The 26477-nt window shown below is 57.2% G+C and carries 33 protein-coding genes; 28 read left to right on the top strand and 5 right to left on the bottom strand.

Annotation, left to right across the window (positions count from 1 at the left end; translation table 11 throughout):
• Window positions 1-15 precede the first annotated feature (15 nt).
• The 28 genes from rplB (at window position 16) to ACSYTG_RS08290 (ending at window position 15479) form a co-directional block, all read left to right on the top strand.
• Window positions 16-846 carry a 50S ribosomal protein L2 gene (gene rplB, locus ACSYTG_RS08425; protein ID WP_086647126.1) on the top strand — a complete coding sequence of 277 codons (831 nt, stop codon included), beginning with the start codon at window positions 16-18 and terminating at the stop codon, window positions 844-846.
• A gap of 13 nt (window positions 847-859) precedes the next feature.
• The gene (gene rpsS / locus ACSYTG_RS08420; RefSeq protein ID WP_012812769.1) at window positions 860-1138 is read left to right on the top strand and encodes a 30S ribosomal protein S19; all 279 of its coding nucleotides are present in this window, start codon (window positions 860-862) and stop codon (window positions 1136-1138) included.
• A gap of 8 nt (window positions 1139-1146) precedes the next feature.
• Entirely contained in the window at window positions 1147-1557 is a 411-nt protein-coding gene (gene rplV / locus ACSYTG_RS08415) for a 50S ribosomal protein L22 (protein WP_086647127.1), read from the top strand.
• A 3-nt stretch (window positions 1558-1560) separates the two neighbouring features.
• The gene (rpsC, locus tag ACSYTG_RS08410) at window positions 1561-2238 is read left to right on the top strand and encodes a 30S ribosomal protein S3 (protein ID WP_086647128.1); all 678 of its coding nucleotides are present in this window, start codon (window positions 1561-1563) and stop codon (window positions 2236-2238) included.
• 17 nt (window positions 2239-2255) lie between these two features.
• Window positions 2256-2672, top strand: a complete 417-nt coding sequence (gene rplP, locus ACSYTG_RS08405; RefSeq protein WP_025826957.1) for a 50S ribosomal protein L16 — start codon at window positions 2256-2258, stop codon at window positions 2670-2672.
• A 1-nt stretch (window position 2673) separates the two neighbouring features.
• Window positions 2674-2910, top strand: coding sequence for a 50S ribosomal protein L29 (gene rpmC / locus ACSYTG_RS08400; protein WP_086647129.1), 237 nt, complete (start codon window positions 2674-2676; stop codon window positions 2908-2910).
• Window positions 2911-2923: 13 nt separating this feature from the next.
• Complete coding sequence (gene rpsQ / locus ACSYTG_RS08395; protein WP_086647130.1) at window positions 2924-3193, top strand: 30S ribosomal protein S17; 270 nt, start codon at window positions 2924-2926, stop codon at window positions 3191-3193.
• Window positions 3194-3211: 18 nt separating this feature from the next.
• Entirely contained in the window at window positions 3212-3580 is a 369-nt protein-coding gene (gene rplN / locus ACSYTG_RS08390) for a 50S ribosomal protein L14 (protein ID WP_025826951.1), read from the top strand.
• The gene (rplX, locus tag ACSYTG_RS08385) at window positions 3580-3900 is read left to right on the top strand and encodes a 50S ribosomal protein L24 (protein ID WP_086647131.1); all 321 of its coding nucleotides are present in this window, start codon (window positions 3580-3582) and stop codon (window positions 3898-3900) included. The genes rplN and rplX overlap by 1 nt, the downstream gene beginning before the upstream one ends.
• 10 nt (window positions 3901-3910) lie before the next feature.
• Complete coding sequence (rplE, locus tag ACSYTG_RS08380) at window positions 3911-4480, top strand: 50S ribosomal protein L5 (protein ID WP_048852987.1); 570 nt, start codon at window positions 3911-3913, stop codon at window positions 4478-4480.
• Window positions 4481-4551: 71 nt separating this feature from the next.
• Complete coding sequence (gene rpsN, locus ACSYTG_RS08375) at window positions 4552-4857, top strand: 30S ribosomal protein S14 (RefSeq protein ID WP_025826945.1); 306 nt, start codon at window positions 4552-4554, stop codon at window positions 4855-4857.
• A gap of 9 nt (window positions 4858-4866) precedes the next feature.
• Window positions 4867-5265: a 30S ribosomal protein S8 gene (gene rpsH, locus ACSYTG_RS08370; protein WP_086647132.1), complete on the top strand. Its 399-nt coding sequence runs from the start codon at window positions 4867-4869 to the stop codon at window positions 5263-5265.
• 10 nt (window positions 5266-5275) lie between these two features.
• Complete coding sequence (rplF, locus tag ACSYTG_RS08365) at window positions 5276-5809, top strand: 50S ribosomal protein L6 (RefSeq protein ID WP_086647133.1); 534 nt, start codon at window positions 5276-5278, stop codon at window positions 5807-5809.
• Window positions 5809-6171, top strand: coding sequence for a 50S ribosomal protein L18 (gene rplR, locus ACSYTG_RS08360; protein ID WP_086647134.1), 363 nt, complete (start codon window positions 5809-5811; stop codon window positions 6169-6171). Before rplF ends, rplR begins: the two co-directional genes overlap by 1 nt.
• Before the next feature lie 15 nt (window positions 6172-6186).
• Window positions 6187-6762 (top strand): 30S ribosomal protein S5, encoded by a 576-nt coding sequence (rpsE, locus tag ACSYTG_RS08355; RefSeq protein WP_048852990.1) that lies wholly within the window; start codon window positions 6187-6189, stop codon window positions 6760-6762.
• Window positions 6755-6940, top strand: coding sequence for a 50S ribosomal protein L30 (gene rpmD, locus ACSYTG_RS08350; protein WP_086647135.1), 186 nt, complete (start codon window positions 6755-6757; stop codon window positions 6938-6940). Before rpsE ends, rpmD begins: the two co-directional genes overlap by 8 nt.
• 1 nt (window position 6941) lies before the next feature.
• Complete coding sequence (gene rplO / locus ACSYTG_RS08345) at window positions 6942-7430, top strand: 50S ribosomal protein L15 (RefSeq protein WP_086647136.1); 489 nt, start codon at window positions 6942-6944, stop codon at window positions 7428-7430.
• 140 nt (window positions 7431-7570) lie between these two features.
• Window positions 7571-8923 carry a preprotein translocase subunit SecY gene (gene secY, locus ACSYTG_RS08340; RefSeq protein WP_086647137.1) on the top strand — a complete coding sequence of 451 codons (1353 nt, stop codon included), beginning with the start codon at window positions 7571-7573 and terminating at the stop codon, window positions 8921-8923.
• A complete protein-coding gene (locus ACSYTG_RS08335) occupies window positions 8920-9588 on the top strand; it encodes an adenylate kinase (RefSeq protein ID WP_086647138.1) in 669 nt (222 codons plus the stop codon). The genes secY and ACSYTG_RS08335 overlap by 4 nt, the downstream gene beginning before the upstream one ends.
• Before the next feature lie 121 nt (window positions 9589-9709).
• Window positions 9710-10087: a 30S ribosomal protein S13 gene (gene rpsM, locus ACSYTG_RS08330; protein WP_086647139.1), complete on the top strand. Its 378-nt coding sequence runs from the start codon at window positions 9710-9712 to the stop codon at window positions 10085-10087.
• A gap of 63 nt (window positions 10088-10150) precedes the next feature.
• Entirely contained in the window at window positions 10151-10543 is a 393-nt protein-coding gene (gene rpsK, locus ACSYTG_RS08325; protein ID WP_025826926.1) for a 30S ribosomal protein S11, read from the top strand.
• Window positions 10544-10653: 110 nt separating this feature from the next.
• Complete coding sequence (locus ACSYTG_RS08320) at window positions 10654-11673, top strand: DNA-directed RNA polymerase subunit alpha (protein ID WP_025826924.1); 1020 nt, start codon at window positions 10654-10656, stop codon at window positions 11671-11673.
• Window positions 11674-11704: 31 nt separating this feature from the next.
• Window positions 11705-12130 carry a 50S ribosomal protein L17 gene (gene rplQ / locus ACSYTG_RS08315; protein ID WP_025826922.1) on the top strand — a complete coding sequence of 142 codons (426 nt, stop codon included), beginning with the start codon at window positions 11705-11707 and terminating at the stop codon, window positions 12128-12130.
• A 195-nt stretch (window positions 12131-12325) separates the two neighbouring features.
• Window positions 12326-13366 carry an ABC transporter substrate-binding protein gene (locus ACSYTG_RS08310; protein WP_415424885.1) on the top strand — a complete coding sequence of 347 codons (1041 nt, stop codon included), beginning with the start codon at window positions 12326-12328 and terminating at the stop codon, window positions 13364-13366.
• Complete coding sequence (locus tag ACSYTG_RS08305) at window positions 13345-14127, top strand: ABC transporter permease (protein WP_369823061.1); 783 nt, start codon at window positions 13345-13347, stop codon at window positions 14125-14127. Before ACSYTG_RS08310 ends, ACSYTG_RS08305 begins: the two co-directional genes overlap by 22 nt.
• A complete protein-coding gene (locus ACSYTG_RS08300) occupies window positions 14124-14930 on the top strand; it encodes an ABC transporter ATP-binding protein (RefSeq protein WP_194301238.1) in 807 nt (268 codons plus the stop codon). Before ACSYTG_RS08305 ends, ACSYTG_RS08300 begins: the two co-directional genes overlap by 4 nt.
• Before the next feature lie 85 nt (window positions 14931-15015).
• Complete coding sequence (locus tag ACSYTG_RS08295; protein ID WP_086647141.1) at window positions 15016-15249, top strand: hypothetical protein; 234 nt, start codon at window positions 15016-15018, stop codon at window positions 15247-15249.
• A 53-nt stretch (window positions 15250-15302) separates the two neighbouring features.
• Window positions 15303-15479 carry a DUF1328 domain-containing protein gene (locus ACSYTG_RS08290; protein WP_086647142.1) on the top strand — a complete coding sequence of 59 codons (177 nt, stop codon included), beginning with the start codon at window positions 15303-15305 and terminating at the stop codon, window positions 15477-15479.
• 82 nt (window positions 15480-15561) lie between these two features.
• On the opposite strand, the gene ACSYTG_RS08285 is transcribed toward ACSYTG_RS08290, so the two are convergent.
• From ACSYTG_RS08285 to ACSYTG_RS08265, 5 genes are all read right to left on the bottom strand, one after another.
• A complete protein-coding gene (locus ACSYTG_RS08285) occupies window positions 15562-17115 on the bottom strand; it encodes an efflux transporter outer membrane subunit (RefSeq protein ID WP_253527290.1) in 1554 nt (517 codons plus the stop codon).
• Complete coding sequence (locus tag ACSYTG_RS08280; protein WP_489782902.1) at window positions 17116-20418, bottom strand: efflux RND transporter permease subunit; 3303 nt, start codon at window positions 20416-20418, stop codon at window positions 17116-17118.
• Complete coding sequence (locus ACSYTG_RS08275; RefSeq protein ID WP_253527293.1) at window positions 20415-23594, bottom strand: efflux RND transporter permease subunit; 3180 nt, start codon at window positions 23592-23594, stop codon at window positions 20415-20417. Before ACSYTG_RS08275 ends, ACSYTG_RS08280 begins: the two co-directional genes overlap by 4 nt.
• Window positions 23591-24799, bottom strand: a complete 1209-nt coding sequence (locus ACSYTG_RS08270) for an efflux RND transporter periplasmic adaptor subunit (RefSeq protein WP_489782901.1) — start codon at window positions 24797-24799, stop codon at window positions 23591-23593. The genes ACSYTG_RS08275 and ACSYTG_RS08270 overlap by 4 nt, the downstream gene beginning before the upstream one ends.
• 178 nt (window positions 24800-24977) lie before the next feature.
• Complete coding sequence (locus ACSYTG_RS08265; RefSeq protein WP_489782900.1) at window positions 24978-26372, bottom strand: MFS transporter; 1395 nt, start codon at window positions 26370-26372, stop codon at window positions 24978-24980.
• Window positions 26373-26477: the final 105 nt, after the last annotated feature.

The following is a 26477-nucleotide window of genomic DNA, read 5'->3' as shown; positions in this document are numbered from 1 at the left end:
CAAGGGTAGAAACTAATGGCACTGAAGCACTTTAATCCTGTCACGCCGAGCCTGCGTGGTACGGTTCTGATTGATCGTGCTGACCTGTGGAAGGGCAAGCCGGTCAAGCAGCTTACGGAAGGTAAGAACAAGTCGGGCGGCCGTAATAATAACGGTCGTATCACGTCTCGTTTCCGTGGCGGCGGTCATAAGCAGTCCTATCGTTATGTGGACTTCAAGCGGCGCAAATTTGATGTGCTGGGCACTGTGGAACGTCTTGAATACGATCCCAACCGCACAGCCTTCATCGCGCTGGTGAAGTACGAAGACGGTGAACTGGCCTACATTCTGGCACCCCAGCGTCTGAAGGTTGGTGACAATGTCATCGCTGGTGCGCGTGTGGACATTAAGCCAGGCAATGCTATGCCGCTTGCTGCTATTCCGGTGGGTACGATTATCCATAACATCGAACTGAAGCAGGGCGCTGGCGGCAAGCTGGCCCGTTCCGCAGGGACGTATGCGCAGTTGGTTGGTAAGGATTCCGGCTACGCCCAGATCAAGCTGCAGTCTGGTGAATTGCGTGTTGTTCGCGGTGAATGCATGGCAACCGTTGGTGCCGTGTCCAATCCGGACAACATGAACCAGCACATGGGTAAAGCTGGTCGTTCCCGTTGGCTGGGTCGCCGTCCGCATAACCGCGGCGTGGTGATGAACCCGGTTGACCATCCGCATGGCGGTGGTGAAGGCCGCACATCTGGTGGTCGTCATCCGGTTACGCCGTGGGGCAAGCCCACCAAAGGTTACAAAACTCGGGTCAACAAGCGGACGGACGGTCTGATTATCCGTCGCCGGAAGACCGGCAAGTAAGGGGCAATAGAAGATGGCACGTTCCGTCTGGAAAGGTCCGTTCGTCGACGGGTATCTGCTGAATAAAGCTGAAGTATCCCGCGCATCGGGTCGGAATGAAGTGATCAAGATCTGGTCGCGTCGTTCAACGATTCTTCCGCAGTTCGTTGGTCTGACGTTTGGTGTTTATAACGGTCAGAAGTTCCTGCCCGTGCAGGTGACAGAGAATATGGTTGGCCACAAGTTTGGCGAATTCTCTCCCACCCGTACGTTCCACGGGCATGGTGCTGACAAGAAGTCTAAGCGGGGCTAAGAGCACAGATGAGCAAGCCGAAGCATCCGCGCACGCTCGCGGAAACAGAAGCGCAAGCTATCACGCGTAACATCCGGGTTAGCCCCCGCAAGCTGAACCTTGTGGCAGGCCTGATCCGTAATAAACCTGCATCTCAGGCAATTGCGACGCTGACATTCTCCAAGCGCCGTATCGCTCAGCAGGTTAAGAAAACGCTGGAAAGCGCGATCGCTAACGCTGAAAACAACCACCAGCTCGATGTTGATCAGCTGGTGGTGAAAACGGCCGAAGTGGGTAAGTCCATTGTCATGCGGCGTTTTCACGCACGTGGCCGCGGTCGTTCCGCACGCGTCGAAAAGTTTTTCAGTCACCTGAAGATTGTTGTAGCCGAGCGGGCCGTTGTGTCTGACACGGCTTCTTCCGAGCAGAAGGCGGCCTGAGCTATGGGGCATAAAGTCAATCCGGTCGGGCTGCGGCTCGGCATCAACCGCACCTGGGACAGCCGCTGGTACGCAGATGCAGACTATTCCCGTCTGCTGCACGAAGACCTTAAGCTTCGTGCATTCCTGCGTCGCAAGCTGGCTGGTGCAGGCGTATCCCGCGTAGTGATCGAACGCCCGGCCAAAAAGCCGCGCGTTACGATTTACGCAGCACGCCCTGGTGTTGTCATCGGCAAGAAGGGTCAGGACATCGACGCTCTGCGCAAGGAACTGACCCGCATGGCGGGTACGGAAGTTGCGCTGAACATCGTTGAAATCCGCAAGCCAGAAATCGATGCGACTCTGGTTGCTGAAAACATTGCCCAGCAGCTTGAACGCCGCGTAGCCTTCCGTCGCGCCATGAAGCGCGCCGTGCAGTCTGCCATGCGTCTGGGTGCCCAGGGTATCCGGATCAACTGCTCTGGCCGTCTGGGTGGTGCTGAAATCGCACGTATTGAATGGTATCGTGAAGGTCGTGTGCCCTTGCACACCCTGCGCGCCGACATTGATTACGGCACGGCAACGGCGAAGACCACCTACGGCACCTGCGGTGTGAAGGTATGGATCTTCAAGGGTGAAATTCTTGCTCATGATCCGTTGGCACAGGATCGCCGGGCGGCCGAACAGGCTCCTCAGCGCTGAGGAGAGGATAAAAAACAATGCTTTCCCCTAAGCGGACAAAATTCCGCAAAGCTCATAAAGGTCGTATTCACGGCCTTGCTAAAAGCGGTACCACACTGAACTTTGGTACGTTTGGCCTTAAGGCTCTGCAGCCGGAACGTATTACGGCGCGCCAGATCGAGGCCTCCCGTCGTGCCATTACCCGTGCCATGAAACGTGCGGGTCGTGTCTGGATTCGGATCTTTCCGGATATTCCGGTCTCGACAAAGCCTGCAGAAGTGCGTATGGGCTCTGGCAAGGGATCGCCTGAATTCTGGGTGGCCCGTGTGAAGCCTGGTCGTATTTTGTTTGAGATCGAAGGCGTACCGCCCGAACTGGCGCGCGAAGCGCTGGCTCTTGGTGCTGCCAAGCTGCCGATCAAGACCAAATTTGTGACCCGAATTGGAGATGCGTGAGATGGTAAAGGCAGTAAAGCCAGCTGATTTGCGCGCTAAAACACCAGACGAGCTTGAAGCCCGTCTGGTTGAGCTCAAGCGTGAACAGCTCAACTTGCGTTTCCAGCAGGCCACCGGCCAGACAGAAGCGCAGAGCCGCGTCCGTGTGGTCCGCCGTGAAATTGCGCGCATCAAGACAATTGCTGCGCAGAATGCAAAGAATGCAGCAGGTGCAAAAACATCTGCTGCCAATGCCTGAGGAGAGGTAGCCGATGCCGAGGCGCGTCCTGACCGGACGTGTGACGAGCGACAAGATGGACAAGACCGTTACGGTTCTTGTCGATCGTCGCGTCATGCATCCTGTGTATAAGAAGTTCATTCGTCGCTCCAAGAAGTATGCGGCGCATGATGAAGAAAACATCTGCAAGATCGGTGATTCTGTGCGGATTGTTGAATGTGCGCCTATTTCTCGGCGTAAGACGTGGACCGTGATTTCCCGCAACGGTGAAGCCGTGGGCGTGGAACAAACCGCGTCGGCCTAACGTAAGGATTTCTAGGTTATGATCCATCCCGAGACCAACCTCGATGTGGCCGACAATTCCGGTGCACGTCAGGTGCAGTGCATTAAGGTGCTGGGCGGTTCCAAGCGGAAGTCTGCCTCGGTCGGCGACGTGATCGTCGTTTCCGTCAAGGAAGCCATCCCCCGTGGGAAGGTGAAGAAGGGCGATGTTCACCAGGCCGTTATCGTGCGTACGTCTTACCCGGTTCGCCGTCCCGATGGCAGCGCCATCCGGTTCGACCGCAACGCTGCCGTGCTGATCAACAAGCAGCAGGAACCGATCGGTACCCGTATTTTTGGCCCGGTCGTGCGTGAACTGCGTGCTAAGAAGTTCATGAAGATCATCTCTTTGGCGCCGGAGGTGCTGTAATGGCTGCCCGTATTAAAAAAGGCGATACGGTTGTCGTCATCACCGGCTCTTCCAAGGGTGTGCAGGGTGAAGTTCTGGAGGTTCGTCCTTCCGAAGATCGCGCTGTTGTCCGTGGTGTTGCAATTGCCAAACGTCACCAGCGCGCTAGCCGCATGGGTCAGGAAGGTGGAATTATTGCCCGTGAGGCAGCTGTTCACCTCTCCAACCTGAAACTGGTTGACCCGGCCTCCAAGAAGCCGACCCGCGTTGGCTTCCGTGTGCTGGAAAACGGCAAAAAAGTTCGCGTTGCCAAGGCGACTGGCGAAGTGATTGAAGGTTGAGAGGCCAGGTATGAGTGCGAATCAGGAAGGGCGTTCCCTCCCGCGCCTTCACCAGCGCTATGAGAGTGAACTTCGTGCCAAGCTGCGTGAGCAGTTTGGGTATAGCAACGAAATGCAGGTGCCGCGGCTTGAAAAAATCGTCCTGAATATGGGCGTTGGTGAAGCCGCTGGTGACCAGAAGAAGCTGGATGCAGCCGTTGCAGAAATGACCCTTATCGCAGGTCAGAAGCCGGTCAAAACGGTTGCTAAAAAAGCAATCGCTGGCTTCAAGATCCGTGAAGGGCTGCCGATTGGCTGTAAGGTCACGCTGCGTCGGGCCCGGATGTACGAATTTCTCGATCGTCTTGTGACGATTGCGATGCCGCGCATCCGCGACTTCCGTGGTCTCCCTGCGACAAAAGGCTTTGATGGTCGTGGCAATTTTGCCCTTGGCCTGAAAGAGCAGATTGTTTTCCCTGAAATCGAATACGATAAAGTGGACGAAGTCCGCGGTATGGATGTTGTGTTCGTGACCAGTGCGAAAACGGACGCAGAAGCTAAGGCTTTGCTGAAGGCATTTGATCTTCCCTTCTTGGGATGATACAGGCTGCTTTATTGTGTGATCTTGGAAAACCGTCGAAGGTTTTCGAAGGGTTCCGGAGGTAATGTTGTATGGCTAAAACATCTGCCATCCTGCGTAATGCTAAACGCAAGCGCATGGCGGCACGGGATAATGAGAAGCGTACCGCTCTCAAAAACATCGTAATGGATCGGTCTTTGCCCGTGGAAGATCGGTTCGATGCGTCTCTCAAGCTGGCAGAACTGCCGCGTAACGGTTCTCGTGTACGTGTGCGTCTGCGTTGCAAGCTGACAGGTCGTTCTCGCGGTAACTACCGTAAGTTTGAGCTGTGTCGTATCGCTTTCCGTGATCTGGCTTCTGATGGCCAGATTCCGGGAGTGGTGAAAGCTAGCTGGTAAGGGCTCGAGATGTCGCTTTCAGATCCTTTGGGTGATATGCTCACCCGTATTCGCAACGCTCAGCGTGCACGTCACAACTCTTGTGTTGCTCCGGCATCCAATCTGCGTGTGAACGTGCTTGAAGCTCTGCAGCGCGAAGGTTACATCCGTGGTTACAAGCGCGAAGAAGTGCGGAAGGGTATTTCCCAGCTGCACATCGAGCTGAAATACGCGGAAGGTGAACCGGTTATTCGTGAAATCCAGCGTGTTTCCCGCCCTGGTCGCCGCGTCTATTCCAAAATTAAAGAACTGCCGCGTGTGTGCGCTGGTCTGGGTGTTTCCATCCTGTCCACGCCGCGTGGTGTTCTGTCCGATGTAGAGGCCCGCGCCGCCAATGTTGGTGGTGAAGTCCTTTGCCGCGTATTCTGAGGAGGGATAAATGTCACGAGTAGGCAAGTATCCCGTCGAAGTTCCGGCAGGGGTTACAGTTTCCATCGCGGACGGTGTTTTTAAGGCCAAGGGTAAGCTGGGTGAGCTTTCTCTGCCCATCTCCAGTCATGTTACGGCTGAAGTGAAGGACAATTTGGTTGTTGTGCAGCCAAATGGTACCGAATCTCAGGCACGCATGATGTGGGGTACAACACGCGCACTTATCGCTTGTGCGGTCAAAGGTGTTTCTGACGGGTTCTCCAAGACCCTGGAAATTACCGGGACAGGTTATCGTGCTGCAGTGCAGGGTTCTAACCTCGTTATGAACCTCGGCTTTTCTCACGACGTGATCTATCCGATTCCTGCTGGCATCAAGATTTCTACCCCGCGTCCTACCGCGATTGTGGTGGAAGGGATTGATAAGCAGCGTGTTGGCCAGGTGGCTCTGGATATTCGTAGCTATCGCAAGCCTGAGCCTTACAAAGGCAAGGGTGTTCGTTATGATACGGAAACCATCCGCCGTAAGGAAGGCAAGAAGAAATAATGAGCACTCAGCAGGAATTGCGGAATCGGCGGCGCGCGCGTCTCCGTTTTCAGCTTCGCCGCAAGGCTGGTGGCCGTCCTCGTCTGTCGGTTTTCCGGTCTGGTAAGAACATCTACGCTCAGGTGATTGATGACGCGCAGGGGGTTACCCTTGCTGCTGCATCGACGCTGGATAAAGAACTGCGTGAAGCCCTGAAAAATGGCGCGACGCGGGAAAGCGCTGGTGCGGTTGGTAAGCTGGTTGCCCAGCGTGCTGTTGCGGCTGGTGTGTCTCAGGTCGTGTTCGACCGGGGATCTTATCTTTATCACGGGCGCGTCAAGGCCCTGGCGGAGGCGGCCCGTGAGGGCGGTCTCTCCTTCTGAGGAAAGGATCACGCAATGGCTCGTGAACCAAGAGAAGGCGGTCGAGGCGGCCGTGAGCGTGAACGCGAAGGCGATGAACTGGTTGATAAGCTGGTAACCATCAATCGCGTTGCAAAGGTTGTTAAGGGTGGTCGGCGCTTTGCGTTTGCTGCTCTGGTTGTGGTTGGTGACCAGAAGGGTCGCGTGGGCTACGGCGCTGGTAAGGCCCGTGAAGTTCCTGAAGCGATCCGCAAGGCTACCGAACGCGCCAAGCGTGGGATGATTCGCGTTCCCATGAAAGAAGGGCGCACGCTGCACCATGACGTGGCCGGTCACTTCGGTGCTGGTAAAGTTGTGCTGCGTTCGGCTGAAGCCGGTACGGGGATCATCGCTGGTGGTCCGATGCGTGCCGTGTTCGAAAGCCTTGGCATTAACGACGTTGTTGCCAAGTCCTTGGGGACCCGGAACCCGCATAACATGGTTAAGGCGACTTTTGACGCCCTGACACGTTGTGCCAGCCCCCGTGCTGTGGCAAACCGCCGCGGCAAGAAAGTGGCGGAAATCTTTGGCAAGCGCGACCAGGCTGCTGGTGCGGAGGCTGCAGATGTCTGATAAAAAAACTTTCAAGGTGACACAGATTGCGTCCGGTAACGGACGTAAGCCGGGTCAGCAGGAAACCCTGATCGGGCTTGGTCTGAACAAGATCGGGCGCGAAAAGGTTCTGGAAGATACCCCGTCTACCCGGGGTATGGTCCGCAAAGTGGCCCACCTGGTGAAGGTGGAGGACTAATATGAGACTCAACGAACTTCGTGATAACGAAGGTGCTCGCTACCGCAAAAAGCGGCTCGGGCGCGGTATTGGTTCCGGTAAGGGCAAAACGTCCGGTAAGGGTGTGAAAGGCCAGAAGGCACGTGAGGGTGTTTCCCTCAACGGGTTTGAAGGTGGTCAGCTCCCGATTTATCGTCGTCTGCCGAAGCGGGGCTTTAAAAACATCTTCCGCAAGGTCTATGCACCGGTTAACCTTGGTGCAGTAGAACAGGCACTGGCCGATGGTAAGCTGGAAAACGGCGTGACTATCACCGAAGAAGCGCTGAAGAAAGCTGGTCTGGTCGGGACCGGTAAGTACGCAGGGGTTCGCATTCTGGGTGAAGGCGAACTGACAAAAGGCGTTTCTTTTGAAGTGTCTGGCGTTTCTGCTTCTGCTAAGGCTGCCATTGAAAAAGTTGGCGGCAGCATCAAGCTGCTGGTGACGGCACCTGTGGAAGCTAGCGCCTCCTGATTGGCATGGGGGAGAGAGCAGTGGCAGACCCTGTTCTCTCTTCCGTGTTTAAGTCAGAACAGCTGTCTGATATTTTTCAGGCAATCATGCCAGCGTCTCCACTTTGTGTGGCGGCGCTGTTTGTGTGAAAGGACGGATGCATGGCTTCCGCGGCCGAACAACTGGCTGCCAATTTTAACGTAGGCTCCTTTGCCAAGGCGACGGAACTCAAGAAGCGGATCTGGTTTACGCTAGGCGCGCTGATTGTTTACCGTTTGGGAACGTATATTCCTGTGCCCGGTGTAGATGCTACGGTTATGGGGCAGCTTCTGGCGCAGCATCAGGGCGGCATTCTTGGCATGTTCAATATGTTTTCGGGGGGCGCTCTTGGGCGTATGACCGTCTTCGCGTTGAACATCATGCCCTATATCTCTGCGTCCATTATCGTGCAGTTGATGTCTACGGCGGTGCCCTCTCTTGAAGCCCTCAAGAAAGAGGGTGAGCAGGGGCGCAAAAAGCTCAACCAGTACACGCGTTACCTGACCGTGCTGATTGCGGTTTTTCAGGCCTACGGGATTGCGATCGGGCTTGAGAATGTTCAGAGCGGCGCTGCTGTTGTGAATCCGGGTCCGCTTTTTCTGGTCACCTGTGTAACAGCACTGGTGGGCGGAACAATGTTCCTGATGTGGCTTGGTGAGCAGATTACGTCGCGCGGTGTTGGTAATGGGATTTCTCTCATTATCTTTGCCGGTATCGTGGCCAACCTGCCGCATGCCTTGGTGAGCCTTTTCCAGTTGGGGTACACGGGCGCTCTGTCGTCCTTCTTTGTGCTTCTGTTCCTTGTGCTGGCTGGTCTGACCATCATGTTCATCGTGTTCATGGAACAAGCACAGCGGCGGGTTATTATCCAGTATCCCAAGCGGCAGATGGGGCAGCGCATGTTTGGTGGAGACACCACGCATATGCCGCTCAAGGTGAACACGGCAGGGGTTATCCCACCGATTTTTGCCTCTTCGGTGCTGCTGATTCCTGTTACCCTAGCAGGGTTCATGAACGGTAAGTCATTGCCGGGCTGGTTATCATTTCTGGGTGAAGAACTGGGGCAGGGGCAGCCTCTGTATCTGCTCTTTTACGCATTGATGATTATCTTTTTCTCGTACTTCTATGCTGCGGTGACCTTTAATCCGGCAGAGACGGCAGATAACCTGCGTAAGCAGGGTGGGTTCATTCCTGGCGTGCGGCCTGGTGCTTCCACTGCATCGTACTTTGACAAGATCCTGACGCGTCTGACGACCATTGGCGCGGCTTATATGGTGGCGGTCTGTCTGTTGCCGCAGATACTGATCAGTCGCTATAATGTGCCCTTCTACTTTGGTGGGACCAGCCTGATCATTATTGTGTCGGTTACGATTGATACGGTTACTCAGGTGCAGTCACACTTGGTGGCGCATCAGTACCAGGGGCTTATGCGTAAGTCTCGTGGTGGCAGGAAGCAGAGGATCATCAGACGATGAATATTATTTTTCTGGGCCCGCCTGGGGCCGGAAAAGGTACGCAGTCCAAGCTTCTGGAAGAACGCCACGGACTGATCCAGATTTCCACCGGGGATATGCTGCGTGCCGAAGTGGCGCGTGGCTCCGAGGTTGGTAATCAGGCAAAGGCATTGATGGTCGCGGGCAAGCTTGTGCCCGATGCCCTGATTATTGCCATGCTCAAAGACCGGATTGCCCAGCCGGACTGCCAGAATGGGTTTATTCTGGATGGCTTCCCCCGCACTCTGGGGCAGGCTGAAGAGCTGGATGCCATGCTCGCAGCGGATGGGAAGAGCATTGATGTCGTGCTGTTCCTGGACGTGAATGAAGAGATCCTTGCAGATCGTATTTCTGGACGTTTTACCTGCGCACAATGTGGGCAGACATATAACGAAGCGTCCAACCCGCCTGTAAAGGAAGGGGAATGCGATAGCTGTGGGAGTCATGAGTTCAAGCGCCGGGCAGACGACAAGCGTGAGACAGTTGTTGAGCGCCTGAAAGAATACCGCAATCTGACCGCGCCGATTCTGCCGTTTTATGAAAAAACGGGGCGTTTGCGTAAGGTAAACGGCATGCTTTCGACTGCTGAAGTGACAGCAGAAATTGAAGCAGCGCTTAAGGATAGCGGCGTGATCACGAAGAAGTGATCAGTTTTCGTTGACTTGTAACGGTGGTCGGTATATTTCGCGGCCACCAAGTGAAATCCGCCCAGTCAAGACAGGGCTATGAGCCGTTCGCTGTAAAAGCGGGCGAACAGGAGTATAAGGCGTGGCACGTATTGCCGGCGTGAATGTCCCGACAAACAAGCGGGTTGTGATCGGGCTTCAGTATATTTATGGAATTGGCGCATCTAAGGCGGCAGAAATCTGCAAGTCCTTGGAGATTCCGGAAGCAAAGCGGGTTAACGAACTCAGCGACGATGAAATCATGAAGCTCCGTGAGCTGATTGATGGCACCTATCGCGTTGAAGGCGACCTGCGTCGTGAAATTGCGATGAACATTAAGCGCCTGATGGATCTTGGTTGCTACCGCGGCCTGCGTCATCGTCGTGGCCTGCCGGTGCGTGGCCAGCGGACGCACACCAATGCCCGTACCCGTAAGGGTAAGGCAGTGGCCATTGCCGGTAAGAAGAAAGCAACCCGTTAATCCAATCCGCTAAGGCGGCCAGCCTGCAAACGCAGGCTGGACAGGGACTGAGGTAGAAAAGACATGGCGAAAGCCGCAACACCGCGTGTTCGTAAAAAAGAGCGTAAGAACATTATTTCGGGCGTGGCGCATGTGCTCTCCACGTTCAACAACACCATGATCACCATCTCTGATGCTCAGGGGAATGCTATCTCCTGGTCTTCTGCTGGTGCGCAGGGCTTTAAGGGCTCGCGGAAGTCTACGCCTTATGCGGCGCAGGTTGCGGCTGAAGATGCAGGCCGCAAGGCCCGTGAACACGGCATGGAAACGCTGGAAATTGAAGTTTCCGGTCCTGGGTCGGGGCGTGAAAGCGCACTGCGTGCCCTGCAGGCTGTTGGTTTCACGATCACTTCCATTCGTGATATGACACCAGTCCCGCACAATGGCTGCCGCCCGCGCAAGCGTCGCCGCGTCTGAGCTTACGAGCGGAAAGGCTGCCTGATAACAAGCCGCCTTTCCATTTGTTGTGTCCACTTCAGAGAAATCGCTGCGCAAGCAGTGGTTTTTCGTATTGAAAGGCCGGTCCATTGGTCCTTCAGAAAAACTGGCAATCTCTGATCAAGCCCGAAAAGCTTGAAGTTGAATCCGGAGTGGAGCCCGCTCGTATCGCAACCGTAGTGGCTGAGCCGCTGGAACGCGGTTTTGGTATGACGCTCGGTAACGCCCTGCGTCGGGTTCTGCTGTCTTCTCTTCAAGGTGCTGCGGTCACGGCGGTTCAGATTGACGGCGTTCTGCACGAGTTTTCGTCCGTTGCCGGTGTGCGGGAAGATGTGACTGACATCGTCCTGAACATCAAGCAGCTGGCGTTGCGCATGCACGGTGAAGGGCCGAAGCGTATGGTGCTGACGGCCACTGGCCCCGGCGAAGTGCGCGCAAGCCAGATCCAGACAGGTCATGACATTGAAATCATGAACCCTGATCTGGTCATCTGCACGCTTGATGACGGCGTCAAGCTGGGCATGGAATTTATTGTTAATACCGGAAAAGGCTATGTTCCTGCGGCGGCTAACCGCCCGGAAGATGCCCCGATCGGCCTGATCCCGGTTGATGCAATCTATTCGCCCGTCAAGCGCGTGTCCTATAAGGTGGAACCGACCCGTGTTGGTCAGGTCACCGACTATGACAAGCTGCTGCTTACGGTCGAAACAAATGGTGCGGTAACGCCCGAAGATGCAGTGGCTCTGGCCGCGCGCATTCTGCAGGATCAGTTGCAGCTCTTCATCAACTTTGATGAGCCGCGTCCTGTACAGGCTGAAGAGCCTGAGGATGATCTGCCGTTCAACCGTAATCTGCTGCGCAAGGTGGATGAGCTTGAATTGTCTGTTCGTAGCGCAAACTGCCTGAAGAACGACAACATCATCTACATCGGGGATCTGGTTCAGAAGAGTGAGCAGGAAATGCTGCGCACACCGAACTTTGGCCGTAAATCCCTGAACGAAATTAAGGAAGTCCTGACCTCCATGGGGCTGTCCTTGGGTATGAATGTCCCGGCCTGGCCGCCGGAAAATATTGAAGAGTTGGCAAAGCGGCTTGATGAGCCGTTTTGATCTGACTTTTCCCGATACTAGGAACTGAACCATGCGTCACCGGATTGCCGGCCGAAAGCTCGGCGTTACCTCTTCTCACCGTGCAGCCATGTTCCGCAACATGGCTGTGGCTTTGATCAAACACGAGCAGATCACCACCACGCTTCCCAAAGCGAAGGAACTGCGCCCGTTTGTTGAAAAGCTGATCACCCTTGGCAAGCGTGGCGATCTGCACGCACGTCGGCAGGCATTTGCTGTGCTGCGTGATGATGTGATTGTTAAAAAGCTGTTTGCAGCCGTGGCAGAACGCTACAAGGCCCGCAACGGTGGTTACACACGCGTCCTGCGCGCTGGCGTGCGTTATGGCGATGCCGCTCAGATGGCCGTGATCGAACTGATCGACCGCGATGTGAGCGCAAAAGGGCAGGACAGCGGTCCGCGCCCGGAAGTGGAAGATAAGCAGGATCTTGCTGCTTAATCTTTTGCTCGCAAGTGCAATGAAGGAAGCTGGCTCTCAGGAGCCAGCTTTTTTTATGTCCTGTCTGCGTGCCACGATGTGATGCAAATATGCGTGGAATAAAAATATTCCATGATTGCGCGTGAGTGATTGACAAAGGCAAGAATATATCCACTATTATTTTTGATAAAATATTTCAGTGAAAGAGATAACGTCATGAAACGTGCGTTGCTAAAAATGCTAACGCTTGCCACCGTGGCATTGGGTTGGGCTGTAAGCCCGGCACAGGCGGCGGACAGCATTCGTATTGGCTATATTCCCGTTCTGGGCTCTTCCGCGCTGTTTGTGATTGATGGGGAAGGCTGGGCCAAGCAGGCAGGGCTGGATGTGCAGCTTGTCCGCTTTACCTCTGGCCCGCAGGCTATTCAGGCACTCGTATCCGGGCGGATTGACGGCTACGTAGCAGGGGTGCTGCCCTTGTTGCAGGCCCGCGCGCATGGCGTGGATGTTAAGGTTGTTGCGACCGCCTCGATCGAGGAACTCTCGGTTATTGCGCGCGGCGCACTGGCAGAGGGCCTGAAGCCGGATAGTGAGGCCGGACTGACGCCAGATGCGGTGAAGGACATTTTTGCGCGGTTCAAGCAGGACCAGAAGCGTCTGCCACGTCTGGCAGCCCAGCCTGCCGGTTCGGTGCCGGACACACTGTTGCGCTACTGGCTGCAAAAGCAGCTTGGCTATGCGCAGGTCAATACCGTGGCCTCCATTGTTGGGGTGGATATTGATGCGGCACAGCAGGCATTTCTGGCAGGTGCTGTGGATGGCGCGGTTTTGAGGGAACCAGCCCTGACAGTTGTTAAAACCCGCCTGCCGGACGCCCGTATTCTGGCTTCGGGCCATAGCATGATGCCAGACCAGCCGGGCTCCGTTCTGGCAATTGTCAAGCCTGATGCACCTGAGCACAAGGCATGGGCGGGAACACTGACCAGCCTGTTTGTGCGCGCCACAACTTTGCTGGCTCAGCACCCGGATGATGCTGTGCCATTTGTGCAAAAAGCGCTTGGCGGTGGTATGCTGAATGATAGTGTGATGAAAACCGCGCTGGAGCATTCTGCTTCCCGTTTTGTCAGCGACCCGGCGCGCATTGTGGAAAGTGTCAAGCAGTTGCAGGAATTTGAAGTGGCCGAAGGTCTGTTGCGTAAGGCAGAACCTGTTGAAGATCTGTTTGATACGGGTCTGTGGCAGCAGGCCAAGCCGTGAGTGTAAAATTGTCTGGACCCGCTCGCCTGGGGCTTGGGCTGGCGGGGCTTGTTCTGTTCTTTGGCGTGTGGGAGGCAGCAGTCCAGTCCGGGCTGCTGCCATCTGGCATGGTGCCAGCACCTTCTTCCCTTGGTCCGGCCTGGCTGGATGAGGTACGGGGAGGGTTCTGGCAGCAAGCCATTCTGGATAGTCTGAACCATTATCTGCTGGGCCTGCTCATTGGCTCCGTTCTGGGGGCCGGGCTTGGCATTCTGTGCGGTATGCTGGGGCTATTGGATAGTCTGCTTGAAGGCGTTGTTCGCCTGCTGCGGCCTGTACCGGGGCTGGCCTGGGTGCCGTTTGCCATTCTCTGGTTTGGGCTGAGCACGGCTGGTGCTACTTTTGTTATTGCCATATCGGTTTTCTGGATCAATTTTTACGCAGCCCACAGTGCCGTTCGTGGGGTGGACCCCGAGCTGTATGAACTGGCTTCCGCCTTCGGGCATGGCAGTTTTGTGGGGCGGTTGGTCAAGATTGTGCTCCCGGCTTCCGCACCGGGCATTATGGCCGGGTTGCGTACGGGGCTGGGGCAGGGGTGGATGTCCGTTGTGGCGGCGGAACTGTTTGGCGTGCCGGGTATTGGTGCCCGTATGATGCAGGCATCCAGCCTTCTGGCGACCGATGTTGTGGTGGTTTACATGCTGACCATGGCCATGCTGTATGCCATTACCGATTTTCTTTTTGGGTTTGTGCGTAAATGGGTACTCAGGTGGCAGCCATGAGCAAGGCGGATGTGGTTGCCTCCTTGCATGATGTTGGCCTCTCTCACGATGGTGGCGCCCATTTTGTGCTGCGGCATGTCAGCCTGACGCTGGAGCGTGGGGAGTTTGTTGCACTTCTGGGGCCGTCTGGTGTGGGTAAATCCACGCTGCTCAGGGTTCTGATGGGGCTTATGCACCCAACGGAAGGGCAGACAGGCGGTTCGGCCTGTGTGGCGGATGCCGGGGCACATGCTACGCGGCGGAGCCGGGCTATGGTGTTCCAGGATGCGCGGCTTCTGCCGTGGCGCTCGGTGTTGCGGAATGTCATGTTCGGGCTGGAAGGCCTACACCTGAGCAAGAGCGAAAAAATTGCCCGTGCGCAGGAGGCCCTGCGTCTGGTCGGGCTGGAGGATGCACAGGACCGGCTCCCGCGCCGTTTGTCTGGTGGGCAGCGGCAGCGTGTGGGGGTTGCCCGCGCCCTGACCGTGGACCCCGACCTGTTGCTGATGGATGAGCCGTTTGGGGCGCTGGACCCCATCACCCGCACCAGCCTGCAGGAAGAGTTGCAGCGGATATGGCAGCAGACACATAAAACAGTGCTGTTTGTGACGCATGATATTGAAGAGGCTCTTCGCCTTGCCACACGCGTTGTGGTGCTGGCCGGTGGCCCCCCTGCGGGGATTACGGGCGAAATTGTGCTGGATATGCCGCACCGCAACCCCGATACCCCTGCTTTCAGGACCTATGCCGCGCGCCTGCGCGCCATGATTGCAGGTGAGCCTGATCCGGGTGGGGAAGCCTACTGGCGCTCGGCTGAAATCTAGTCTTGAGCAAAAAAATCGTTCACATAGGCATCCTTAGGGGTGCAAGGCGCGTTACCCCTTAATCCAGTATGGAGGACATCCTCGTATGAGTGATGAGAGCAAGGCAGATTTTGGTCTTGAGGATGGTATTGGCAATCTTCAGGACGGTGCCGATGGTTTTTTTGGCAAGGTTTCCAGTTACGATGCCCTTAATCCGGGCAAGCGCAGCACCGCAGTAGAAGCTCTGCGGGATGTTGTTATTGACCAGCCATTGTTGACCGTTGCTACGGCAGGTGTTGTCGGTCTGATTATTGGGATTTTTCTGCGGCGCAGAAAATAAGTTGGCAAGAGCGTTCCGGCTCTGGTCAGGATTGAAATGCAAGGGAGTGCGTTATGCTGAAACTGGCACTGTTTTTTCTGGTTGTTTCACTTGTTGCAGGGCTGTTTGGTTTTGGCGGAATTGCCTCTGCCTCGGCTGGTATGGCTAAAATCCTGTTCTTTATCGCCATCATGCTGTTTGTTGTTTTTCTGGTTGTGGCCCTGCTGGCTGGCCGTGCGGTCATGAAGTAACGGCGCCTGATCACTTTGCAAACGGTATAAAAAAACCTCCGGGGCCAGCGCTCCGGAGGTTTTTTGTTGGGCGGTGGTCCGCCTAGTTTTTGTCTTTTTGAATAAAGGAGGGCAGGAGCGGGTTGTCTGTCTGCATGGAGTTTTTGCTTGGGAGTTCGGAGGCATTCCATCCCCCGCCAAGGGCTTCCACCAGACTGACGGAGTCCAGAATACGGCTTTGCTGGATTTGTAGCGCAGTCTGCGCGTTGGACAGGGCCGTAACCTCGGCGGTAATCACGGTCGTGTAAATCTGGGTGCCTGCCATATACTGGTTGAATGCAACCGTAACGGCCCTGTTGGCGGCATCCAGCGCAACATGCTGCTGCTCTGCCTGATCAGCCAGAATACGCAGGTTGGAAAGCTGGTCTTCCACCCCTTGCAGGGCTGTCAGTACGGTTTGCCGGTAGGTGGCCACATAGGCGTTGTAATTGCTGTCGGCCTCATGGACGGCGGCAGTTCTTGCGCCCCCGGCAAACAGTGTTTCCGTAGCCGAGGCACCAAGGGTCCAGATGCGGTTTGCAACCTGGACAAGAGAGCCAACAGGGTCCCCGCTATAGGAGTATGTCGCCGTGAGTTTGACATCGGGGTAGAACGCCGCCATGGCCGCGCCAATCTGGGCGTTGTATTCCTCCATCCGGCGCTCGGCCGCTGCAATGTCGGGGCGGCGCTGGAGCAGACTGGCCGGAACCATAACCGGAATAGCCGGAATGGCCCGTGGCAATGCGCCATGGGGGATGGAAAGGTCCGCAGGGGCTTTACCCATAAGAACAGCAATGGCGTGCTCATACTGCGCGCGGGCTATGCCGGTTGCGGTGGCCTGAGCGCGGGTCTGTTCCAGCTGTGTTTTGGCCTGCAGCAGGGTGGTTGGGTCTGCCGTGCCTGCATCATACTGGTTTTTGGTGATCTGGTACGAGCGCTCATAAAACGCCACGTTTTTGGTCAGCAGATCATACAGGCTGTCCTGATACCGCAGGTTGAAATAAGCCGTGGCCAATTGTGCTTGATAAGACAGGCGTGCATTGGCAAGGTCTGCGGCTGTGGCCTGTGCTTCTGTAACCTGAGCCTGAATCTGCCGCCTGATCTTGCCCCATAAATCCAGATCCCACGAAACACTTGGCCCTGTGGCATAGGTGTTTTCGGTCGAGTTGGAAGGGGTTGCGCTCGTGCTGCTCGAGCCATCGGAGCCATAATTGATAATGGTGCCGCTGGAGCGCGACCCGCGGCCCGAACTCTGTCGGTTGAAGGAGAGCGCACCGCTGAGCGTTGGGTAAAGCTGTGCCCGGATGGAGTTAATGGTGGCCCGGGCGTTACGGTAGCGTGCCTCGTACTGAATGATATTCTGGTTGTTGATGTCTACCTGAGCTTCCAGAGCATTCAACTGCGGGTCGTTATAGATTGTCCACCACGAACCTTTGGGCAGGCTGGCCAGTTGTGGGGTGGCGTACTGCCAGCCCGGTGCCGGACGTAGTTCCTTGAAGGTGGGCGAGATAATGGGCGTAGGCCGTTTGTAATCCGGCCCGACCATGCACCCGGCCAGAACGGCAGGTGCCAGCAGCAGGGACAGGCGAAGGGAAAGGAAGGGACGATAAAAAGGCATTCAGCGGTCCTGCCTGAAGCTGCGGGAAAACGATAACGAGCGGATAAAAGACCCGGCACGGGTCTGCCAGGCATCGAACATCAGATAAATAACCGGCGTTGTATAAAGGGTAAGGGCCTGGCTCACGATCAGCCCGCCAACAATGGCAATGCCCAGCGGGTGCCGCAGTTCGGCCCCGTATCCGTTGGCGACCATAAGCGGGGCAGCCCCCAGAGCCGCTGCGACCGATGTCATCATGATCGGGCGGAAGCGGAGCAGGCAGGCGGTGCGTATGGCATCATGGGCGGACATACCCTCTTCGCGTTCGGCCATAATGGCAAAATCCACCAACATGATGGCATTTTTCTTCACAATGCCAATCAGCAGGATCACCCCGATCATGGCAATGAGCGAGAACTCCTCCCCAGCCAGTTGCAGGGCCAGCAGGGCGCCTACACCAGCCGAGGGCAGGGTGGAGAGAATGGTCAGCGGGTGTACGTAACTTTCGTACAGAACACCCAGTGTAATATAGACGGCCACAAGGGCTGCCAGAATAAGCAGGGGTTCGTCGCTGACCGCTTTCTGGAACTGCGCGGCATTGCCGGCAAAACTGCCGTGGATGGTATTGGGCATATGCAGCGCGACCTGTGCGGTGTTGATGATCTGCGTGGCCGTGCCCAGAGAAACCCCCTTGGCCAGATTGAACGAGAGCGTAGCCGCAACCGCCAGCCCCTGATGGTTGACCGAAAGCGGGGTGCGGCTTGGCACCAGATGAGTAACCAGTGTGAGTGGTACCATGGCTTCGGATGAGGTGCTGACTGCTGAACCATTGGACGCACCAGCCCCCCCGGCCAGCGCATTGGCAATCTGGTTTTTAAAGGACAGGGAACTCTGGCTGGCCTGCGTGCTGGTGGAGCCGGTGCTGGAGGCATTGCGCACCCGAATGGTGTTGGAGCGCGTTCCCCCACCAGCCGAGCCCCCGGCAACGCTTATCCAGACCTGCATCAGACTTTCCGGGTTCGACCAGCTTTTGGGGTCGGCCTCCATGATCACGCGGTACTGGTTGAGCCTGTTGTAGATGACCGAGGCCGCGCGCTGGCCAAACGCATCGTACAGCGTGTTGGACAGGAGCTGGGGGGTAATGTTGACACGGGCGGACGTATCCCGGTCGATCTGGGTGCTAATGGCCGAGCCACCCAGCTGCACGTCGGAGGAAAGGGTTGTCAGTTCCGGGTGGCGGCGCAGTTCTGCCAGCAGGCGGGCGGTCCAAGTGTAGAGCTCGGATGAGTTTTCACCCTCCAGCGTATACTGGTACGCCGCATTGCTCTGCCGTGCGCCGGAACGGATGGCACCAGGCTGCATCAGAAAAAAACTGGCTCCGACCAGATTACGCAATTTGCGGTTAACACGGGCGATCAGGTCGGTCGGGGTGTCGTTCCGGGCAGCTTTATCCTTGAGCTGCAAAAACACCCCTGCCTCGTTGGAGGAGCCACGCCCCCCGATAAAGGAGGATACGCTCTCCACATCGCGGTCGTGCAGCAGCACTTTCTGCACTTCGGTCAGCTTTTTGGCTAATGCCCCGAAGGAGATTGACTGGTCCCCCTGCAGGCGCCCCATGAGCATGCCCGTGTCTTCCACCGGGAAAAAACCCTTGGGCATCAGCATGAACAAGGCTGCCGTAAGGGCCAGTGTAAAGGGCAGGCTGAGCAGGACGGTCTTGTGGTAGCGCAGGGCAAGGTCGAGCGAGCGGGTATAACCGGCCTGCATATGGTCCAAAAATGCAGTCATGGCGGCAATGGCGTGGCGCATCAGGCTGCCAGAACCCGCAGGGGCCGTGCCTGCTGTATGGGGCACAAGCAGGTAAGCCGCCATCATGGGGGTCAGGGTCAGGGACAGCACCATCGAGATCAGGATGGTGATGGAAACTGTCATGGCGAACTCATGGAACAGGCGGCCAGCCAGCCCCCCCATGAGCAGAATGGGCAAAAAGACGGCAATCAGGGAGATGGAGATGGAAATAACCGTAAAGGCCACCTCCGCACTGCCTTTTATGGCGGCATCCCGTGGGGGGAGGCCCTGCTCTATGTAGCGGGCTATGTTTTCCATCACCACAATGGCGTCATCCACCACAAAGCCGGTGGAAACCGTAAGCGCCATGAGCGACATGTTATCGAGCGAAAAACCAAGCAGGCGCATAACGCCAAAGGTCGCTACAATGGAGGTGGGCACAACCACGGCGGGAATAAGCGTCATGCGGAGTGAGTGCAGGAAGAGCAGCACCACCAGCACCACAAGTATGACCGAGATCAGCAGGGTCAGCTGCGTATCTACCAGCGCTGCACGAATGGTCAGTGAGCGGTCAAGCCCCACATGCAGGGCCACACCACCGGGCAGGGCGGATTTAAGCAGGGGCATTTCCGCATTGATCTGGTCCACAGTGTGAATCACATTGGCCCCGGCCTGGGGGAACACCACCGCAATAACCGATGCCTGACCATTATAGTACCCGGCGTTGCGCAGGTCTTCCACGCTGTTCTGCACCTGCGCCACATCGGCCAGTCGCACGGGGCGGTTGTTGCGCCATGCAATAATCAGGTCACGGTAGTCCTGCGCCGTGCGGACCTGATCATTCGTGTCCAGCGTGTAGCGGACGCCGTTCTGGTCAATAATCCCTTTGGGGGTGTGGGCATTGGCAGAGGCAAGGGCTGCGCGTACGTCCTCAAACCCGATACCGTATTTGAACAGGGGCAGGGGGTTTATTTCCGCCCGGATGGCAGGCAGCGCACTCCCGCTGATTTCCACCTGACCCACCCCCTGTATGGCGGACAGATGCTGCACCAGCACGTTGGTGGCGTAATCATAAAGCTGGGGGCGGGTGTGGGTGTCCGATGTCAGGGTGAGAATAAGGATCGGCGCGCCGTTGGGGTTGGCCTTGCGGTAGCTGGGGTTCTGCCGCAGGGAGGAGGGCATGTCCGCATGGGCGGCCTGAAGGGCGGCCTCCACATCCCGCGCGGCACCGTTAATATCGCGCGAGAGGGCGAACTGGAGCGTAATGCGTGTGCTGCCTTCGGTGGATTGGGATGTCATTTCCGTAACATCGGCAATCTGCCCAAGGTGCCGCTCCAAGGGGGCGGCCACGGCACTGGCAATTTCCTCCGGGGAGCCGCCAGCCTGCCGTGCTTGCACCTGAATAACGGGGAAATCCACATTAGGCAGGTCGGCAACAGGCAGGCCACGGTAGCCCAGTAGCCCCCCAAGGAACAGGGCTATGCTTAGCAGGATGGTGGCAACAGGCCGGTCAATAAAAATCCGGCTGATATTCACGGCACGGGTTGCCCGCTAGGGGGGGATGCAGAGCCGGGGGTGCGCAGCCCGCGCCATTTATGCGCCCATGTGTCCAGCGTAAGGTAGATGACCGGTGTGGTGAACAGGGTCAGCAACTGGGAGAGGGCAAGCCCGCCAATAATGGCCAGCCCCAGCGGATAGCGCAGTTCGGACCCCGTACCATGCGAGAGCACCATGGGTACGGCCCCCAGCATGGCTGCCAGTGTGGTCATGAGAATGGGGCGAAAACGCAGTGTGGCCGCCGTGCGAATGGAGCGCAGGCTGTCCATCCCATGTTCACGCTCCGCCTCCAGCGCGAAGTCGATCATCATGATGGCGTTTTTCTTGACAATGCCAATCAGCAGCACAATGCCGATAATGCCCATGATGTCGAGGTTAACCCCCGCAACAATCAGGGTCAGCAACGCGCCAATGGCGGCCGAGGGCAGGGTGGAGAGAATGGTAACCGGGTGGATAAAGCTTTCGTACAGAATGCCCAGCACAATATAGACGGCAATAATGGCGGCAGCGACCAGAAACAGTTCGTTGCTGAGTGAGCCTTCAAATGCCGCCGCCGTCCCCTGAAAAGAGGTCTGGAAAGCAGCAGGGAGGTGGATGTCCGCCTCCACCCGGCGGATAGCGGCTGTGGCATCCCCCAGCGCATAGCCGGGTGCGAGATTGAACGAGATGGTCGTGGCCGGGAACTGCCCAAAATGGGTTAGCAGCAGGGGAGCCGTTTCCTGCGTGACCTTGGTGACCGCTGGCAGAGGCACCAGCCCGGAGGTTGGCGAGCGTGTGGGGCCGGATGTGCTCTCCCCCGTATTACCGCTGATACCGGGCAGGTAAAGCTGGTTGAGCGAGGACATTTCTTTTTGAAAGCGCGGTTCGGCTTCCAGAATGACGCGGTACTGGTTGGACTGCGTATAGATGGTGGAAATCTGGCGCTGGCCAAAGCTGTCATACAGCACGTTATCCACGGTCTGGGGGGTAATCGAGTAACGCGCACCTGTGGGGCGGTCGAGTGTTACGCGTGCGACCAGCCCTTCGGCTTGCAGGTCGGAGGTAACATCCGCAAGAGAGGGTTCCTGCCGCAACCGTTCGATCAGCTTGGGCACCCATGTTTTGAAGGCGTCGTAATCGGGGTTTTCAAGCAGGAACTGGTATTGTGTTGCCGATACGGTTGTATCGAGCGAGAGGTCCTGCACAGGCTGGAGGTAGAGCTTTATCCCCGCAACCTGCGCTGTTTCCTGCTCCAGCCGTGCTGCAATTTCGGTGGCGGAGGAGGAGCGGCTGTCATGCTCTTTCAGGTTGATCAGGAAGCGGCCCTGATTAAGCGTCGCATTCTGCCCGTCCACCCCCACAAAGGAGGAGAGGGAGGCCACATCCGGGTCCTTCAGGATCACTCTGGCCAGTTCCTGCTGATGCACCTTCATGTTCTCGAACGAGATGGACTGCGCCGCAACGGAAATACCCTGAATAACCCCCGTATCCTGCACGGGGAAAAACCCTTTGGGAATGTACCAGCCCAGCAGGCCGGTCAGCACCAGTGTCCCCACGGCCACGCCCAGTGTGAGCTTGCGCCATTCCAGCACCACATCGAGCATACGGTCATAGGCGGCAATCAGGCGTTCGGTTGCCACTTCCATCCGCGCGGACCAGCGCAGGAACGGGGTGGCTGCCGTGCCTGCGTCATGCGGGCGCTCGGAAAGAATACGGGCGCACATCATGGGAACAAGTGTGAGCGACACCACGGCAGACAGGATGATGGTCGTGGCCAGCGTAAGGGCGAATTCGTGGAACAGGCGGCCCACCACATCGCTCATGAACAGCAGCGGAATAAGCACGGCAATGAGCGATATGGTCAGCGAGATAATGGTAAAGCCAATTTCCCCAGCCCCCTTGAGCGAGGCGCTCATGCGGTCCTCGCCCGCTTCCACATAACGCGAGATGTTCTCGATCATCACAATGGCATCATCCACCACAAAGCCGGTGGCGATGGTCAGAGCCATGAGCGAGAGGTTATCGAGCGAGAAGTCGAGCAGGTACATAATGGCCAGTGTGCCGATAATGGAAAGCGGCACGGACAGGCTGGGAATAATGGTGGCGGGAACATTGCGCAAAAAGACAAAAATAACAGCCACAACCAGCACAAGTGCGAGAAACAGCTCGAACTGCACATCGGCTACGGAGGAGCGGATGGTGGTGGTACGGTCTGTCAGGGGGATAATATCAATTCCCGGTGGCAGGGTCTGGCGCAGGGTGGGCAGGGTGGCCTTGACGTTGTCCACCACGGCAATCACGTTGGCACCCGGCTGGCGCTGCACGTTCATGATCAGGGCCGGGGTCTGGTTGGACCACGCGGCGAGCTGTGTGTTTTCCGGCCCGATTACAACCGTAGCCACGTCGCGGATGCGGACTGGCCCGCTGCTCTGGTAGGCAATGACCTGATTGAGCAGCATTTCCGGGCTGGTAATCTGTCCGTCCACCCGCAATGTGGCCGAGCGTTGTGCTCCATCAAACGTACCCGTGGGGGAGTTGACGTTCACATTGCCAATGGTGGTACGCAGTGTGTCCAGATCAATGCCGTAGGAGGTCAGCTTGGGCACGTTGACCCGCACACGATAGGCCTTGCGGTTGCCGCCTGAAAGCGTAACCAGCCCCACGCCCGAAATCTGGCTGATTTTTTGTGCCAGACGGGTGTCCACGTAATCTTCCACTTCGGGGAGCGGAATGGTGGCCGAGGTAATGCCCAGTGTGAGCACAGGGGTGTCTGCCGGGTTGACCTTGGCGTAAACCGGGGGGGCCGGCAGGTCGGTTGGCAGCAGGGAGTTGGCCTGATTAATTGCGGCCTGCACTTCCTGCTCCGCCACATCCATGGACATGGACAGGTCAAACCGCAGGGTAATGACCGACGCCCCACCCGATGAGCGCGATGTCATCTGGTCCAGACCGGGCATCTGGCCAAGCTGTGTTTCCAGCGGCGCAGTCACCGAGGTAGCCATAACATCCGGCCCCGCACCGGGGTAGAAGGTTTCCACCGTTATGGTGGGGTAATCAACCTGTGGCAGCGCGGAAATGGGCAGAAAATGGTAGCCCAGCAACCCGGCCATAAAAATGGCCAGCATCAGCAGCGTAGTTGCAACGGGCCTGCGGATGAAAATGGCAGATGGGTTCACGGCGTGGCATGGTCCGGTGCTGGGGTGGGAGCCGTGGTGGGAATGCTCACCTTGATTCCGGCGCGCAAATGGTCTGTGCCGTCCGTAACCACCCTGTCGCCTTCCTTCAGCCCGGAGGTGACAACGCTGAGCGTGCCGTTGGAAATGCCGGTGGTCACGGGCTGGACGCTGACCGTGTCATCATCCTTGACAACATATACGAACAGGCCGGAGGGGCCGGTCTGCACAGCGGTTGTGGGCAGGAGCAGAACGTGGTCCAGCGTTTTAACCAGCAGGCGCGCGTTAACAAACTGGTTGGGGAAGAGGTGTTCGTCCTCATTGGTAAAAATGGCGCGCAGGCGCACGGTGCCGGTTGCCGTGTCAATCTGGCTGTCCAGCGTGCTGACCGTGCCATCGGCTATTTTTTGTGTGTTGGAACTGTTCCAGGCCGAAACAGGGAGCGATTTGCGCGCCTGTAGCTGGGCAAATACTTCGGGCAACTGGTCCTGCGGCAGCGTGAAAATGACCGAGATGGGCTGCATCTGTGTCAACACCGCCAGCCCGCCGGACTGGCCAGCCGCCACGTAGTTGCCCTGATCCACTGCACGAATGCCAATGCGCCCATCCACTGGCGCAATAATGTGGCAGTAGATCAGTTGCAGCTTCTGGTTATCCACCAGTGCCTGATCAGCCTTGACCGTGCCTTCAAGCTGCTGAACCGTAAACTGCTGGTCGCGTGCTGTTTTGGCGTCAATACTGTCCTGCTTGATCAGGCGCTGGTAGCGCCCGCTGTCCACCCTTGCCTGTTCAAGCTGTGCCTTGTCTTGGGCAAGCTGGCCTTCATACTGCTCCAGTTGCACCTGATAGGGGCGGGGGTCGATCAGGGCGAGCAGGTCACCCTTATGCACATGCTGGCCTTCGGTAAAAAGCACCTGCATCAGGTAGCCTTCCACACGGGTCTGCACGGTTACGTTGGTAATGGGGACAACCGTGCCCAGTTCGGTCAGTTCCACGGGCATACTGCCAGCGCGCACTGTCTGTACCGCTACAGGCTGGCTCTGGCTGGAATCAGCCGCGCCGTGGTGCGTTTTGTGGCCTGCCTGCGGGCGCAGGAAGGCAAAGCCCAGAATACAGGCGACCACCACGGCACCACCCGCCAGAAGCAGGCGCTTTTTGGAGGAACGCGGCTTGGCGGGGGAGGCGGAGGGCGGAGAGTTATCGTCCATGAGGTGCGCTGTTCGTTAACCTAAGTTGCGTCAGAAAATGCAGGGGAACGCTGTGCATAGGGGCACCCTGTTTACAGAGGGAACTGTGCTGAACTCTTTGTCCAAGTGCAAGCCTCCTCATTGAAACCGTGCATAAAATAACATTTCGCTATGTAATTTGTGCGTTAAAAGCGTGCGCTTAACGGCGGTTACCGCTCATGTTTGCCCCCGCAGAAGGCGAAAGTGCGGCGCATAGCGGCACGGCCAGCAGGGATATGCCGCCAGTCACAACAAAGCCGAGTGCAAAATCGGTCATGTTTGCGGGGGTGTTATGGTGCAGCCTGCTCAGCACGGTCAGGGTGCCTGCGGCAATGCAGATTCCGGCCGAAAGCATGATCTGCTGCATGGTGGAATACAGGCTGGTGGCCGCACTCATCCGGTCCTGCGGAATGTCGGCATAGGCAACGGTGTTATAAGCCGAAAACTGGAGCGACTGGGCCGCCCCGGCCAGTGTGAGCACAAGCGAGAGCAGCCATAAGGGGTAGCTCGGGCGGAAAAGGGCGATCAAGGCAAACACCAGTGCCGCAGATGAGCCATTGGCCATGAGAATGGTGCGGAACCCCCAGCGCTTGAGCAGTGCCGGCACAAAGGGGCGCATGGCAATGGCCCCCAGTGGAGCCACAAAGGTGACAAGCCCGCTCTGTGCCGCGCTCAGCCCCGCCCCGATCTGCAGGAAGGATGGGAGCAGAAACGGCAAAGACCCCACCGCAATGCGTGATGCCGCTCCCCCAAAAACGGAAATGCGAAAGGTCTGGAAGCGCATAAGCCGCAGGTCCAGGAGCGGAAAAGACGTACGCCCTGCGTGATGGGTGTAAATGCCCAGCAGCAGCAGGCCTGTGCATAAAAGGGCCGTAACAAGTGCAGGCGAGCCTGTGCTGTGGCTGAACAGTTCTGCAAAAACAGACAGCACTGCCAGCCCGCCCCCTGCCAGAAACAGGCCCTTGAGATCAAACGGAGGGGGGGAGGGTTCGCGCACTTCGGGGATAAAGCGGTAGGTCAGGAACAGCCCGACCACGCCGACAGGAATATTCAGGTAAAAATTCCACCGCCATGTCAGCCAGGAGGTAATATACCCCCCCACCACAGGCCCCAGCAGGGGGCCGAGGGTGGCTGGCAGCATCATCCATGTCATGGTGCGTACAAGCTGGTCCGCTGGGGTGCTGCGAATAACCGCCAGCCGCCCCACGGGCACCATAAGGGCACCACCAATGCCCTGTATGGTGCGCATGATAGCCAGAAACAGCAGAGAGTGGGCAGTACCGCAAAAAATTGAACTGCCCACAAAAATGCAGATTGCCACCATCAGGATCGTGCGGCTGCCCAGACGGTCAGCCAGCGCACCAGATGCGGGAATAAAAATGGCCAGCCCGATAATATAGGACGTCAGGGCAACAGACGTGGCGACCGTGTCCACATGCAGGCTATGGGCGATGGAAGGCAGGGCCGTTGCCAGAATGGTGCCATCAAGCTGTTCCATAAAAAACATGGAACCAACAATGAGCGCAGTCAGTTGTGTGGACGTCGGAGAAGGCATGCCTAGTCAGAGACGCGTTTTTGCGGTCTGATGCAACAGGCGATCGTGCAGATCTCCGGTCGCTTCCATGCGCGGGCCGTCACGGAATGGTTCAAAAAAGGAGAA

The organism is Acetobacter sp. ESL1128, from assembly GCF_058505085.1.
Note: the sequence above shows the minus strand (reverse complement) of the source record. Positions and strands in the feature narration are given on the sequence as shown.

Excerpts from the sequence above, each read along its gene's own strand:
- rplE (WP_048852987.1), top strand. The coding sequence starts at position 3,911 with ATGAGTGCGAATCAGGAAGGGCGTTCCCTCCCGCGCCTTCACCAGCGC.
- ACSYTG_RS08265 (WP_489782900.1), bottom strand. The coding sequence starts at position 26,372 with ATGCCTTCTCCGACGTCCACACAACTGACTGCGCTCATTGTTGGTTCC.
- rplN (WP_025826951.1), top strand. The coding sequence starts at position 3,212 with ATGATCCATCCCGAGACCAACCTCGATGTGGCCGACAATTCCGGTGCA.
- rplV (WP_086647127.1), top strand. The coding sequence starts at position 1,147 with ATGAGCAAGCCGAAGCATCCGCGCACGCTCGCGGAAACAGAAGCGCAA.
- rpsS (WP_012812769.1), top strand. The coding sequence starts at position 860 with ATGGCACGTTCCGTCTGGAAAGGTCCGTTCGTCGACGGGTATCTGCTG.
- ACSYTG_RS08270 (WP_489782901.1), bottom strand. The coding sequence starts at position 24,799 with ATGGACGATAACTCTCCGCCCTCCGCCTCCCCCGCCAAGCCGCGTTCC.
- rplP (WP_025826957.1), top strand. The coding sequence starts at position 2,256 with ATGCTTTCCCCTAAGCGGACAAAATTCCGCAAAGCTCATAAAGGTCGT.
- rplO (WP_086647136.1), top strand. The coding sequence starts at position 6,942 with ATGAGACTCAACGAACTTCGTGATAACGAAGGTGCTCGCTACCGCAAA.
- secY (WP_086647137.1), top strand. The coding sequence starts at position 7,571 with ATGGCTTCCGCGGCCGAACAACTGGCTGCCAATTTTAACGTAGGCTCC.
- ACSYTG_RS08300 (WP_194301238.1), top strand. The coding sequence starts at position 14,124 with ATGAGCAAGGCGGATGTGGTTGCCTCCTTGCATGATGTTGGCCTCTCT.
- rplB (WP_086647126.1), top strand. The coding sequence starts at position 16 with ATGGCACTGAAGCACTTTAATCCTGTCACGCCGAGCCTGCGTGGTACG.
- rpsK (WP_025826926.1), top strand. The coding sequence starts at position 10,151 with ATGGCGAAAGCCGCAACACCGCGTGTTCGTAAAAAAGAGCGTAAGAAC.
- ACSYTG_RS08290 (WP_086647142.1), top strand. The coding sequence starts at position 15,303 with ATGCTGAAACTGGCACTGTTTTTTCTGGTTGTTTCACTTGTTGCAGGG.
- rpsQ (WP_086647130.1), top strand. The coding sequence starts at position 2,924 with ATGCCGAGGCGCGTCCTGACCGGACGTGTGACGAGCGACAAGATGGAC.
- rpmD (WP_086647135.1), top strand. The coding sequence starts at position 6,755 with ATGTCTGATAAAAAAACTTTCAAGGTGACACAGATTGCGTCCGGTAAC.
- rplQ (WP_025826922.1), top strand. The coding sequence starts at position 11,705 with ATGCGTCACCGGATTGCCGGCCGAAAGCTCGGCGTTACCTCTTCTCAC.
- rplR (WP_086647134.1), top strand. The coding sequence starts at position 5,809 with ATGAGCACTCAGCAGGAATTGCGGAATCGGCGGCGCGCGCGTCTCCGT.
- ACSYTG_RS08285 (WP_253527290.1), bottom strand. The coding sequence starts at position 17,115 with ATGCCTTTTTATCGTCCCTTCCTTTCCCTTCGCCTGTCCCTGCTGCTG.
- rplF (WP_086647133.1), top strand. The coding sequence starts at position 5,276 with ATGTCACGAGTAGGCAAGTATCCCGTCGAAGTTCCGGCAGGGGTTACA.
- rpsC (WP_086647128.1), top strand. The coding sequence starts at position 1,561 with ATGGGGCATAAAGTCAATCCGGTCGGGCTGCGGCTCGGCATCAACCGC.
- ACSYTG_RS08295 (WP_086647141.1), top strand. The coding sequence starts at position 15,016 with ATGAGTGATGAGAGCAAGGCAGATTTTGGTCTTGAGGATGGTATTGGC.
- rplX (WP_086647131.1), top strand. The coding sequence starts at position 3,580 with ATGGCTGCCCGTATTAAAAAAGGCGATACGGTTGTCGTCATCACCGGC.
- rpsE (WP_048852990.1), top strand. The coding sequence starts at position 6,187 with ATGGCTCGTGAACCAAGAGAAGGCGGTCGAGGCGGCCGTGAGCGTGAA.
- rpsN (WP_025826945.1), top strand. The coding sequence starts at position 4,552 with ATGGCTAAAACATCTGCCATCCTGCGTAATGCTAAACGCAAGCGCATG.
- rpsH (WP_086647132.1), top strand. The coding sequence starts at position 4,867 with ATGTCGCTTTCAGATCCTTTGGGTGATATGCTCACCCGTATTCGCAAC.
- ACSYTG_RS08335 (WP_086647138.1), top strand. The coding sequence starts at position 8,920 with ATGAATATTATTTTTCTGGGCCCGCCTGGGGCCGGAAAAGGTACGCAG.
- ACSYTG_RS08310 (WP_415424885.1), top strand. The coding sequence starts at position 12,326 with ATGAAACGTGCGTTGCTAAAAATGCTAACGCTTGCCACCGTGGCATTG.
- rpmC (WP_086647129.1), top strand. The coding sequence starts at position 2,674 with ATGGTAAAGGCAGTAAAGCCAGCTGATTTGCGCGCTAAAACACCAGAC.